The 12,105-nt window shown below is 57.2% G+C and carries 10 protein-coding genes; 6 read left to right on the forward strand and 4 right to left on the reverse strand.

Translation table 11 applies throughout. The features are described 5' to 3' along the window. Positions 1 to 181: 181 nt before the first annotated feature. Positions 182 to 1,774 (forward strand): long-chain-fatty-acid--CoA ligase, encoded by a 1,593-nt coding sequence (locus tag DZC51_RS02860; protein ID WP_157293869.1) that lies wholly within the window; start codon positions 182 to 184, stop codon positions 1,772 to 1,774. A 56-nt stretch (positions 1,775 to 1,830) separates the two neighbouring features. On the opposite strand, the gene DZC51_RS02865 is transcribed toward DZC51_RS02860, so the two are convergent. Continuing rightward, positions 1,831 to 2,373 (reverse strand): DUF4256 domain-containing protein, encoded by a 543-nt coding sequence (locus DZC51_RS02865; protein WP_157293870.1) that lies wholly within the window; start codon positions 2,371 to 2,373, stop codon positions 1,831 to 1,833. 304 nt (positions 2,374 to 2,677) lie between these two features. Further along, positions 2,678 to 3,454: an enoyl-CoA hydratase-related protein gene (locus tag DZC51_RS02870; RefSeq protein WP_157293871.1), complete on the reverse strand. Its 777-nt coding sequence runs from the start codon at positions 3,452 to 3,454 to the stop codon at positions 2,678 to 2,680. A 169-nt stretch (positions 3,455 to 3,623) separates the two neighbouring features. Here DZC51_RS02870 and DZC51_RS02875 point away from each other — a divergent pair, with 169 nt between their 5' ends. Continuing rightward, positions 3,624 to 3,989: a YhjD family protein gene (locus DZC51_RS02875; RefSeq protein WP_008300262.1), complete on the forward strand. Its 366-nt coding sequence runs from the start codon at positions 3,624 to 3,626 to the stop codon at positions 3,987 to 3,989. Here DZC51_RS02875 and DZC51_RS02880 read toward each other — a convergent pair. Beyond that, entirely contained in the window at positions 3,986 to 4,498 is a 513-nt protein-coding gene (locus DZC51_RS02880) for a competence protein ComK (RefSeq protein ID WP_157293872.1), read from the reverse strand. The genes DZC51_RS02875 and DZC51_RS02880 overlap by 4 nt on opposite strands. A 174-nt stretch (positions 4,499 to 4,672) precedes the next feature. On the opposite strand from DZC51_RS02880, the gene DZC51_RS02885 reads away from it, so the two are divergent. The 4 genes from DZC51_RS02885 (at position 4,673) to DZC51_RS02900 (ending at position 11,368) form a co-directional block, all read left to right on the forward strand. Beyond that, complete coding sequence (locus DZC51_RS02885; RefSeq protein WP_157293873.1) at positions 4,673 to 4,918, forward strand: IDEAL domain-containing protein; 246 nt, start codon at positions 4,673 to 4,675, stop codon at positions 4,916 to 4,918. A gap of 271 nt (positions 4,919 to 5,189) precedes the next feature. Next, on the forward strand, positions 5,190 to 7,172 hold the full coding sequence (gene uvrB, locus DZC51_RS02890; RefSeq protein WP_157293874.1) for an excinuclease ABC subunit UvrB: 1,983 nt from the start codon (positions 5,190 to 5,192) through the stop codon (positions 7,170 to 7,172). A 7-nt stretch (positions 7,173 to 7,179) separates the two neighbouring features. Further along, complete coding sequence (gene uvrA / locus DZC51_RS02895; RefSeq protein ID WP_157293875.1) at positions 7,180 to 10,050, forward strand: excinuclease ABC subunit UvrA; 2,871 nt, start codon at positions 7,180 to 7,182, stop codon at positions 10,048 to 10,050. Positions 10,051 to 10,147: 97 nt separating this feature from the next. Next, the gene (locus DZC51_RS02900) at positions 10,148 to 11,368 is read left to right on the forward strand and encodes a DUF4097 family beta strand repeat-containing protein (protein WP_157293876.1); all 1,221 of its coding nucleotides are present in this window, start codon (positions 10,148 to 10,150) and stop codon (positions 11,366 to 11,368) included. 175 nt (positions 11,369 to 11,543) lie between these two features. On the opposite strand, the gene DZC51_RS02905 is transcribed toward DZC51_RS02900, so the two are convergent. Next, positions 11,544 to 12,101: an N-acetylmuramoyl-L-alanine amidase family protein gene (locus DZC51_RS02905; RefSeq protein WP_157293877.1), complete on the reverse strand. Its 558-nt coding sequence runs from the start codon at positions 12,099 to 12,101 to the stop codon at positions 11,544 to 11,546. Positions 12,102 to 12,105: the final 4 nt, after the last annotated feature.

Here is a 12,105-nt window from a genome sequence, read left to right on the forward strand (position 1 = left end):
ATTCATCTTATCCTTTACGCCGAACAAAAATAAGTTATTTGTATCATAACAGGCATCGGAAAGAAATGCAAATCCGAATGATCACTGGAAAAAACATTCTTCCCGATGTTGTTGTAAACGTTTTCCGTTTCTATTAAAATAATTCTGATAAGATAAACGATTCTGAAGGGAGAGGGGTTACATGTTTGCTGCGCTGACGCCGCTGGACTGGAAGCGGAGGGCGGTCAAGTACTACCCGGACAAAATTGCGGTGATTGACGAAGATAAGGAATTTACTTATAAAGAGTTTGCGGAGCGGGCGGACCGGCTGTCCATCGCGCTGCACAATGCCGGCATCCGCGAGGGGGACCATGTCGCGGTCATGCTGCCGAACACGCACTACATGCTCGAAGCCTTCTACGGCATCTGCCAGATCGGAGCGGTCATGATGCCGCTCAACTACCGGATCTCGCCGGCGGATATGGAGTACATCCTGAACCACAGTGATTCCAAGATGCTCATCGTTGACGAGGAGTTCACGGCTCCAATCGCGGAAGTCCAGGACAAGCTGGGCTTCGACCAGTTCGTCGTCGTGAAAGTGGACGGAGCGGAGCACGGACTGCCTGCCGCGGACTATGAGGCGTTTATCGGGGACATTCCGGAAGACGCCAAGGTGCCTGAAGTGCAGATCGACGAGAACCAGCTGCTGACTCTGAACTATACGAGCGGAACGACTTCCCGTCCGAAGGGCGTCATGCTGACTCACCGCGGCAACTACTTGAACGCGGCGAACTTCATGTACCACCTGAGCGTGAAGCATGACGATGTCTACCTGCACACGCTCCCGATGTTCCATGCGAACGGATGGGGCGGGGTCTGGGCGATCACGGCAACCGGTGCGACACATGTGTGCCTCCGGAAAGTTGTGCCGTCCACAATCCTTGATCTCTTCGAAGACAAGAAGGTCAGCCTGCTGTGCGGCGCTCCGACCGTCGTGAACATGCTCGTCAACGAACCGAAGGCCCAGGAAGTGAAAATTACGACGAAGCCGCGCATGGCGACGGCGGGCTCACCGCCGGCGGCAGCGCTGATCCAGCGCGCCCAGGACCTTCTCGGCCTGAACATGATGCACGTCTACGGCCTCACCGAGACGTCGCCGTTCATCCTTTACAATGAGTGGAAGGCGGAATTCGACGACAAGTCCGCCGACGAACAGGCAGCGATCAAGGTGCGCCAGGGCATCGAGCTCGCCTTTAACGGCGAGACGAAAGTCGTCCGCGAAGACGGCACGGAAGTCGACTGGGATGGCATGGAACTTGGCGAGATCGTCACACGCGGCAACGTCGTAATGGACGGCTACTACAAGGATCCGGAAAAGACCGCGGAAGCGATCAAGGACGGCTGGTTCCACACCGGCGATCTTGCAGTCACGTATCCGGACGGCTACATCGAAATCCGCGACCGCGCCAAGGACATGATCATCTCAGGCGGCGAGAACATCTCCTCGACCGAGATCGAAGGCGTCCTCTACAAGCACGGCTCCGTCCTGGAAGCGGCCGTCATCGCCGTGCCGGACGAGAAGTGGGGCGAGGTGCCGAAAGCGATCGTCGTCCTGCACAAGGACCGCCCGTCAACGGAACAGGAAATCATCCAGTTCTGCCGCGACAATATGGCCCACTTCAAGGCACCGAAGTCGGTCGAAATCGTCGATGCCCTTCCGAAAACCGCAACCGGGAAACTCCAGAAGTTCAAGCTGCGGGAAATGTACTGGGAAGGCGCGACGAAGGTGAACTGAATACGAATCAAGCCCCGGACGGTTGTCCGGGGCTTTCATTTTAGTGCATTTGGTTGTCAGACCCTGAGGGATCCGCGGAATCCTCTTGCTGCATAGTACGAATCGGCGCCATTGTGATAAAGGAACACTGTGTCATACCGGCGATCGCAGAATAGGGCGCCGCCTAGCTTGCGGATGCGCTCCGGAGTCTGCACCCAGCTGGACGTTTTCTTGTCGACATGTTCCAGCTCCTGCAGATGCCGGTACTCTTCCTCAGTCAGCATCTCGATGCCCATCTCGGCGGCCACATCCATTGCGGAATTCTCCGGCTTGTTCTTTTTTCTCTTCTCGAGTGCCTCCCGGTCATAGCAGATGCTCCGACGGCCTTTCGGGCTTTCCGGCGAGCAGTCGTAGAACAGATACTCGCCCGTTTCCGGATCTTTCCCGACCACGTCCGGCTCGCCTTCGGTGTCTTCCATGGCCTGGAGGGAGCGGAGCTTGTCCGGGTTTGCTTCCAGCCGGGATTGGACATCCGCCCAATCGATGCCTTCATGGCGGTGCATGTTTTCTTCGAATCGTGTTTTCAGTACGTCGAGCAGTTCTTCCTGGTTTTGTGTCATGGGGGAGCCTCCTTGATAGGGATAAACTCAGTATACCGAAATTTCATCTCGCGACCCGTTCGCAGCGGGGAAACTTGCTCGAAATAACAAGGTCAGTATTGCAACAAGGGGACTTGATTTGCAACAAGGCCTCTGATTTGCCACATGGGATCCGAATTTGCCGCACGGTCTCCGGAATTGCCACATGGCTTCCGGAAATGCCACAAGGCCTCCGGAATTGCCACAAGGCCTCCCGATTTGCAACAAGCGGATAGCCTCAATCAAAAAGCCGGAGAGTCCCGCAACGGACTTTCCGGCTCTCACATTATTTCCCCTTAAACTCCGGTTTCCGCTTTTCAGCAAATGCATTCAGTGCTTCGATCCGGTCTTCGGTCGGAATCGTCACTTCATACGCCTTACGCTCGATGGCGAGTCCGGTCTGGATGTCGGCGTTCATGCCGTGCTTGATGGCGAATTTCGCCTGCTGGAGGCCGATCGGGCCGTTGGCGAGCATCTGGTCGGCGAGTTCGACGGCAGCGTCCATCAGTTTTGCAGCTGGCACTACCTTTGTGACGATGCCGTACTGATACGCTTCCTCCGCCTTCATGCGCTTGGCGGTGAGGATCAGTTCGAGCGCTTTGGCTTCGCCGACCAGGCGGGGCAGGCGCTGTGTGCCGCCGGCGCCCGGAATGATGGCAAGGCTCGTCTCGGTCAGGCCCATGACCGCCGTTTCCGAGGCGACGCGGAAGTCGCAGGCGAGTGCCAGTTCCATCCCGCCGCCGAATGCGTATCCGCCGATCACGGCGATGGTCGGCTGCGGAAGGTTTTCGATGGCAGTGAACACCTCGCCGATTTTATACAGATTCCGTTTGACGTGCTGATCCGGCAGTGTCTTGCGTTCCTTCAGGTCCGCGCCGACGCTGAATGCGCGGTCGCCTGATGCGGTAAACAGCACGACCCGGATGTCCGGGTTGATGCGGATCGATTCAACGACCTGCCCCAAATCGGTGATGAGTTCATAGTTGAACGCGTTCATCGCTTCCGGGCGGTCGAGCGTCACAATGCCGAGATGGCCTTTTTGTTCGTAGCGGATCGTTTCCATGTCCAGTCCCCCTTGTTGTTTGAAAAATCCCCCGTTTACAAAAACATTACCATGAGGCGGCACGTTCCGCCACCGCATGACAGAAAAAGGTCATTGCATAAACATGAGGGAATGGGGTAAGATAAAAATACGAACAGATGTTCTTTTCTCGGAAGGAGGGGAAGGGACGATGCCGCTGATCCCGCCGGAGGCACTGCCTCACTTTGAAAACCAGATCTACCTGCCGATGCTTCTCATCATCCTGGAGCGTGACCGGCTCGCATTCGAAAAAGGTCCGTTCAAGCTCAAGCGCCCATACCTCGCGATGATCGCGGAGGCGGAAAAGCTTGTGCAGAAGGACCTGAAGGAATCCCGTCTTTACATGCGCCGCCACTCGATGAAGGTGATCAAGGGAGACCATGACGACATGTTCACGGAGTATGTATTCATCCATGGCGGCTATGAGGACCACCGGCGCTACCTGAACGTCCGGCTGCGGAACCGGTCGGAGGAGCTGTTGGGCGTGTATTTGGCAATGGGCGACCGCGCCATCTAGATGAATTCCCGGTCGAGCCCGGGGTGGCGGAGATAATACTGCATCCGGGAAAACTTTTTGTCGAGCCGGCATGCGAGGGCATACTGCCGGTTCATCGTCTGGATGGAGACATTCACCCGGATGGTGTCACCGTTTTCCAGCAGTATCTCACAGGAGCCGGAGTCTCCCCAATAATCCTCGATGCCATGAAGGCCAATCCAGACATTGCTCTCGGATTGCGGCGAGAGGGTCGGGAGGAAAATGCACGGCATCCCCATATCCTGGACAATGAGCACAGGAACTTTATGATGGTTTCCGATCAGTTTGCTGGAAATCTGGATCGCCTGGCGAAGCGTGGTCCCGTACATCTCGCAAGCCCGCTTCAGATTATTGAGCGGCCTGTTGTCGAGAAGGAGCTTGTCTTTCTTCTCCGTAACAACTGTGCAGACTTTGCCATCAATCACTTTTGGCTCAAGAGCCAGTGTGTCAAACGAGATATAATAAGGAGATGCCAGCCGCTTCAATTCCAAAATAGATGACCCCCTGACTATGTATACTTCTAATTATAGAAATCGTTGGAAATAAAGCAAGACTTATTTCTCACTATTGTCAATTAACTGTGAATATCGAATTTTTAAAAATAACCGTTGCATTCGCCGGCCTTTTGCATATATAATAGGAAAAAGCGCCAGGTGGTGAATGGAATGGAACATTACTATTCGTACGCGGAATTCCTGAAAGCGGTCGGCAAGGGTCAGGCGAGTCCGTCTGAGCAGCTGCTGAACGACATTTACATGGACCTGTTCCTGAAGCATGTGCACCGTGAACAGACGAGGGAACGGTTGCTTAACCTGATCGACGAGGCACTGGACAAAAAAGACGTGGAAGCCTTCAACCTGCACACCGAACAGCTGAATCAGCTGGATGACGACGAAACCGGGAAACCGTAACTCTGGAGGATTGCTGACATCATGCCGAAATCATATTGTTGAACCGTCCGTACTGAAGGGGATCTGAGCCCTGTGTGCGGGCGGTTTTGTGTGTCCGGATCCGTTCAGACCGCCTGCCCGGAGAAGGGAATGACCGCTCCGTTTCCTCAAAAAACCGGCATCAGATTGATAGAAAACACCTGTTCGCTTTTTGCTCGAGAAGAATAGGGGAATATGATACGATAGTGACATTATCGTGAGTTTCATGAAAGCAATCGGAAGGGGACGGGACATGGTCCAGAAATTTGAACTGCAGGCACCGTATGAGCCCTTGGGCGATCAGCCGAGGGCAATCGACCGGCTGATCGCCGGCGTCAGGGAAGGCAAGCGCCACCAGACGCTTCTCGGGGCGACGGGGACGGGGAAAACGTTCACCGTCTCGAACGTACTGACGGAGATCAACAAGCCGACGCTCGTCATCGCGCACAACAAGACGCTCGCCGGCCAGCTGTACAGCGAGTTCAAGGAATTCTTCCCGAACAACGCCGTCGAATACTTTGTCAGCTACTACGACTACTACCAGCCGGAGGCCTACGTGCCGTCGACGGATACGTATATCGAAAAGGATGCGAGCATCAACGATGAGATCGACAAGCTGCGCCACTCTGCGACGTCTTCGCTGTTTGAGCGGAATGACGTCCTGATTGTGGCGTCGGTGTCGTGCATCTACGGTCTCGGTAACCCGGACGAATACCGCGAGATGCTCGTGTCGCTCCGGGTGGGCATGGAGATCAGCCGCAACGAGCTGCTGCGCCGGTTCGTCGACATCCAGTACAACCGGAATGACATGAACTTCATCCGCGGGACGTTCCGCGTACGCGGGGACGTCGTGGAGATCTTCCCGGCATCGCGCGACGAGCGCTGCATCCGGATCGAGTTTTTCGGCGACGAGATTGACCGCCTTCGCGAGGTTGATGCGCTGACAGGCGAGATCCTCGGTGACCGTGATCACGTCGCGATCTTCCCGGCTTCCCACTTCGTCACGCGTGAGGAAAAGATGAAAAAGGCGATCGAGAATATCGAAGCCGAGCTGGAGGATCAGCTGAAAGCGCTGCGCGCGGAGGACAAGCTGTTGGAGGCCCAGCGGCTCGAGCAGCGCACGCGCTATGACCTGGAAATGATGAAGGAGATGGGCTTCTGCTCAGGGATCGAGAACTATTCCCGTCACCTGACCCTAAAGCCGGCGGGTGCGACGCCGTACACGCTTCTCGACTACTTCCCGGACGACTTCCTGATGATCATTGACGAGAGTCACGTGACCCTTCCGCAGATCCGCGGCATGTACAACGGTGACCAGGCGAGGAAGCAGGTGCTCGTGGACCACGGGTTCCGCCTGCCGTCGGCACTCGACAACCGCCCGCTGAAGTTCGAGGAGTTCGAGGCGCGGCTCCGACAGGCGATCTATGTGTCGGCGACGCCCGGCCCGTACGAACTCGAGCATTCACCGGAAATGGTCGAACAGATCATCCGGCCGACGGGACTGCTTGATCCGGTCATCGAAGTGCGTCCGATCGAGGGGCAGATCGATGACCTGATCGACGAGATCCAGGAGCGCATCAAGAAAAACGAGCGCGTCCTGATCACGACGCTGACGAAGAAGATGTCGGAAGACCTTACCGACTACCTGAAGGAAATCGGCATCAAGGTCAACTACCTCCACTCCGAGATCAAGACGCTCGAGCGGATCGAGATCATCCGCGAGCTGCGTCTCGGTACCTACGATGTGCTTGTCGGGATCAACCTCCTGCGGGAAGGGCTGGACATCCCGGAAGTGTCGCTTGTCGCCATACTCGATGCCGACAAGGAAGGGTTCCTGCGCTCCTCGCGCTCGCTGATCCAGACAATTGGGCGTGCCGCGCGGAACTCGAACGGGCACGTCATCATGTACGCCGACCGGATAACCGACTCGATGCGCATTGCGATCGATGAAACCGCGCGGCGTCGCGAGAAGCAGATTGCCTACAACGAAGAGCACGGCATCACGCCGACGACGATCAATAAGCAGATCCGCGAATCGATCCGTGCGACACACGAGGCCGACGAAACGGCCACGTATGCGGAAAAGGCGACACAAGGGAAGAAACTGACGAAGGACGAGAAAGCAACGCTTCTCGCTTCCCTCGAAAAGGAAATGAAAGAAGCGGCAAAGGCACTCGACTTCGAACGGGCCGCCACGCTCCGCGATACGATACTCGAACTGAAAGCAGAGGGGTGAGATCCGCATGAGAAACCAGGAAATCGTCATTCAGGGCGCGCGTGCGCACAACCTGAAGGACATCAATGTCACCATCCCGAGGGACAAGCTGGTCGTCGTGACCGGCCTGTCCGGCTCGGGCAAATCCTCGCTCGCCTTTGACACGATCTACGCAGAGGGGCAGCGTCGCTATGTGGAATCGCTGTCCGCTTATGCCCGGATGTTCCTCGGACAGATGGACAAGCCGGACGTGGACGCGATCGAAGGGCTGTCACCGGCAATCGCGATCGACCAGAAGACGACAAGCCGAAACCCGCGGTCGACCGTCGGGACGGTCACGGAAATCTCCGACTATCTCCGGCTTCTGTACGCGAGGATCGGCAAGCCGATCTGTCCGAATCACGGCATCGAGATTTCTTCCCAGACGGTCGAGCAGATGGTCGACCGGGTGATGGAGCTGCCGGAGCGGACGCGGCTCCAGATTCTCGCGCCTGTCGTCTCGGGACGCAAGGGCACGCACAAAAAGCTTCTGGAAGACATCAAGAAACAGGGCTATGTCCGCGTGAGGGTCAACGGGGAACTGTATGACCTGGACGATGACATCGACCTGAACAAAAACAAAAAGCACGACATCGAGGTCGTCATCGACCGGATCGTCGTGAAGGACGATGTGGAAGGGCGCCTTTCGGATTCCCTCGAGACAGCGGCATCCCTTGCCGGCGGCCGCGCGATCATCGACATCATCGGCGGCGAAGAACTCATCTACAACGAACACCATGCCTGCCCGATTTGCGGGTTCTCGATCGGCGAGCTCGAGCCGCGGCTGTTCTCGTTCAACAGCCCATTCGGCGCCTGCCCGGAATGTGACGGGCTCGGCTCCAAGCTAGAGGTCGATCCGGACCTCGTCATCCCGGACAAAAGCCTGTCACTCGCCGAAGGTGCCATCGCCCCTTGGGAGCCGACGAGTTCCCAATACTATCCTGAGCTTCTGAAGGCGATCTGCAAGCATTACGGAATCTCCATGGATGTGCCGGTAAGCGAGCTTCCAAACAGCCAGCTGGACAAGATCCTTCACGGTTCCGGAAATGACCGGATCCGCTTCCGGTATACGAATGAATTCGGGAAGACCCGGGACAATCAGATTTATTTTGAAGGGGTGCTCAAAAACGTCGAGCGCCGCTACCGCGAGACAAGTTCCGACTGGATCCGTGAGCAGATGCAAAAATACATGGCGGAGCGGCCGTGCCCGGTCTGCCAGGGTGACCGTCTCAAGGAAGAGGCGCTTGCGGTGAAAGTCGCCGGCCTCAACATCTCACAGGTGACCCGGTTCCCGATAACGGAAGCGGTCGAGTTTTTCCAGGGCCTCAACCTATCAGAGAACGACCGCGCGATCGCGAACCTGATCCTGAAAGAGATCAATTCACGGCTCGGCTTCCTCGTGAACGTCGGGCTGGATTACCTGTCGATGTCCCGCGCGGCGGGGACGCTGTCTGGCGGCGAAGCACAGCGGATCCGGCTGGCCACACAGATCGGTTCGAAGCTGTCGGGCGTCCTTTATATCCTCGATGAGCCGTCGATCGGCCTCCATCAGCGTGACAACGACAAGCTGATCGGCACGCTCAAGGAAATGCGAGACCTCGGCAACACGCTCATCGTCGTCGAGCACGATGAAGATACGATGATGGCCGCCGACCACCTGATCGACATCGGACCTGGCGCCGGCCTGCACGGCGGGGAGGTCATCGCGCAGGGTACGCCTCAGGAAGTGGCGGAGAACCCGGATTCCATCACGGGCGATTACCTGAGCGGCAGGAAATTCATTCCGATTCCGGTTGAGCGGCGCAAGCCGGACGGCCGGACCGTCCGCATCGAGGGCGCGTCGGAAAACAACCTGAAGAACATCGACGCCGACTTCCCGCTCGGCCAGTTCATCGCCGTCACCGGGGTTTCCGGTTCAGGAAAGTCGACGCTCGTCAACGAAATCCTCTATAAGACACTGGCACAGAAGCTGAACCGGGCCAAGGCGAAGCCGGGTGCCTATGCAGCCATTTCGGGCCTGGAAGAACTTGAGAAAGTCATCGACATCGACCAGTCGCCGATCGGCCGTACCCCGCGCTCTAACCCGGCGACATATACCGGTGTGTTCGACAACATCCGCGACCTGTTCGCCTCGACGAACGACGCAAAGGTCCGAGGCTTCCAGAAGGGCCGCTTCAGCTTCAACGTCAAGGGCGGTAGATGCGAGGCGTGCAAGGGGGACGGCATCATCAAGATCGAGATGCACTTCCTGCCGGATGTCTATGTCCCGTGCGAAGTGTGCCACGGACGCCGTTACAACCGGGAGACCCTCGAAGTCCGATACAAGGGCAAGAACATCTCAGACGTGCTCGACATGACTGTGTCGGACGCGGCGGTGTTCTTCGAGAATATCCAGAAGATCCACCGGAGGCTGCAGACACTTGTCGACGTCGGACTCGGCTATGTGAAGCTCGGCCAGCCGGCGACGACGCTCTCCGGCGGGGAGGCCCAGCGGGTCAAGCTCGCCTCTGAACTGCATCGCCGGTCAAACGGCAAGTCGTTCTATATCTTGGATGAGCCGACGACCGGCCTTCATGCACATGACATCTCGCGCCTTCTGGAAGTGCTCCACCGTCTTGTGGACAACGGCAACACGGTACTGGTCATCGAGCACAACCTCGATGTCATCAAGACGGTCGACCATATCATCGACCTGGGGCCGGAGGGCGGCGACCGCGGCGGGCAGATCATTGCGACGGGCACCCCGGAGCAAGTGGCGGAAGTCCGTGAATCCTATACGGGCCGCTACCTGAAGCCGATCCTTGAACGCGACCGGAAGCGGACAGACGCGCTTCTTGCGGAAGCCGAAGGACGGGCCTGACGGATTTTTCTGACAGGGTGATGAAACTTTTCCGGTTCCCGGCACGTATCATAACTATCAACGGAAGCGCCATGCCGCTTTCGAAGGAGGAACGCACATGAAAGACGAGAAAAGCCGTATTCTGGACATGCTGGAACAAGGGACTATCAGCGCAGACGAAGCATTGCGTCTTTTGGAAAAGTTCGAGAGCAACCGGGAAGCCGTGAAGGATAGCCATCCGGAAATCCGTGACGGGCAAGCGGACAAGCAGGAAACAGATTCCCAGCCTGCATCGGCCGGTGAGGAAGCGGACAACTGGCAGGGGGACTTCCAAGAAGACGCCCAGCCGGAAAGCGAAGAACACCGCTCCGGAAAACAGGCATCGATGGACGACTTCCTGGAAGACGTCCGCCGCGACTTTACGACGATCGGCAACCGGTTCATGCAGTTCATGCAGACGGCGGTCGACCGCGTGAAGACGTTCGACCTCGACAAGCCATTTGGCGAGCCGATCGTTTTCCGGGAGACCTTCTCCAAAAGTGCAGAGGGTATCGAAGAGATTACTGTCGACTTATCGATGGGCAGCTTTGACATCCGGATCGGAGAAGGGGAAGAGCTCCGGGCCGAGTGCGAAGTGAAGGTGCACCGCGCGGAAGACGAGGCAGAGGCGAAGCGGGAATTCGGAGAACGATTCCTCTTCATCACGGATGGCAGCCGCCTACGCGTCACGAACGACCAAAAGATGACCCAGGTGAATGTCGTGCTTCATGTGCCTGAAAAGCAATATAAGAAACTCTCTGTGCGCATGTTCAACGGCACATTCAAATCCGGCGCCGGACTGACGGCGGCAAATGTGAGGGTGCGCACGGCCAACGGCAAAATCGAGGCGGATAATCTCCACTTCGATGAGGCGGAGTTCGAGACTGCAAACGGTGCGATCCGCCTGACGGACATCCACGGCGAGCAGGTTGAGGCCGAGACGCTCAACGGCCGGATCGACATCGACGGCATGCTGAAGGACATCGAGGCCCAGTCGGTGAACGGCCATGTCATCGTCACGACACGCGATGCCGAATCCCGCAAGGTGGAGGCTACCGCCATGTCCGGAAGCGTAGAAGTATATGTGCCGCAGGATGCCGGCATTGAAGGGGAAGTTTCCTCGAACTTTGGCCGGATGGATATCCGCATGCCGGACATCACCCGGACAAAGGAACAGGAGCAACTGCTGCAGAAATCCATCCGATTCCGCAAAGAAGGCGGCAACCCGGATCTTCCTCCGCTCCGCATCAAGGGCGAGGCCAAGACGGGCACCATCATCGTCGGCTATATCGGAAACTGAAGAACATCAAAAAGACGGAAGGCACAAGTGGCCTTCCGTCCTTTTTTGCGTCTGGGTGTCCGTCTTGCGAAAGTGATGAATCGGTCGGTGAAAGTGACGAAAGCCTCCTTGAAAGTGACGAAAGGCGTCTTGAAAGTGACGAATCAGCTGACCCCGATACCCGATCCCATACGGCCTATTGCCCCTTGCCGTAATACCAGTTGATCACGGCGAATGCAATGGCGCGGGCACATTGCCTCCTGTACCGATCATTTTTCAGGAGCCCGGCTTCCGTGCGGTTGGTCATGAATCCGCACTCTAAAAGGACAGCGGGCATGCGGGTCTCGCGGACGACGGCGAAGTTGGCGCGCTTGACTCCGCGGTTTCTCCGGCCGGTGGCGGAGACGAGCGCCGCCTGGACATGTCCCGCGAGCAGTTCCGACTGGCGCTGTGCACGCGGATAGATATAGGTCTCGATGCCATTCGCCTCATTCCAGCCCGTGCCGTACGCATTGGCGTGGATCGAGATATAAGCATCGGCCCCCCAGCTGTTCGCCTTGCGCACACGTTCCGCCAGCGGAACGTCACGACCTGATGCATGTGCCGTCATCACCGTGATTCCTTCGGCCTTGAGAAGCTTTTCTGCATACGCTGAAACCGATGTGTTAAAGGCAAATTCCAGCATTGATCCGTCGGGCGTCCGCTTGCCCGGTGTTGTGGGTCCGTGGCCGGCATCCAGCATGATTTTCTTCATCTTC

It is taken from the genome of Bhargavaea sp. CC-171006, assembly GCF_009761675.1.
Lineage (GTDB): Bacteria > Bacillota > Bacilli > Bacillales_A > Planococcaceae > Bhargavaea > Bhargavaea changchunensis.

Bases quoted from the DNA above. Each gene is read 5' to 3' on its own strand.
- DZC51_RS02905 (WP_157293877.1), bottom strand. From the start codon at position 12,101: ATGAAGAAAATCATGCTGGATGCCGGCCACGGACCCACAACACCGGGC.
- uvrB (WP_157293874.1), top strand. From the start codon at position 5,190: ATGGTCCAGAAATTTGAACTGCAGGCACCGTATGAGCCCTTGGGCGAT.
- uvrA (WP_157293875.1), top strand. From the start codon at position 7,180: ATGAGAAACCAGGAAATCGTCATTCAGGGCGCGCGTGCGCACAACCTG.
- DZC51_RS02875 (WP_008300262.1), top strand. From the start codon at position 3,624: ATGCCGCTGATCCCGCCGGAGGCACTGCCTCACTTTGAAAACCAGATC.
- DZC51_RS02900 (WP_157293876.1), top strand. From the start codon at position 10,148: ATGAAAGACGAGAAAAGCCGTATTCTGGACATGCTGGAACAAGGGACT.
- DZC51_RS02870 (WP_157293871.1), bottom strand. From the start codon at position 3,454: ATGGAAACGATCCGCTACGAACAAAAAGGCCATCTCGGCATTGTGACG.
- DZC51_RS02865 (WP_157293870.1), bottom strand. From the start codon at position 2,373: ATGACACAAAACCAGGAAGAACTGCTCGACGTACTGAAAACACGATTC.
- DZC51_RS02860 (WP_157293869.1), top strand. From the start codon at position 182: ATGTTTGCTGCGCTGACGCCGCTGGACTGGAAGCGGAGGGCGGTCAAG.
- DZC51_RS02885 (WP_157293873.1), top strand. From the start codon at position 4,673: ATGGAACATTACTATTCGTACGCGGAATTCCTGAAAGCGGTCGGCAAG.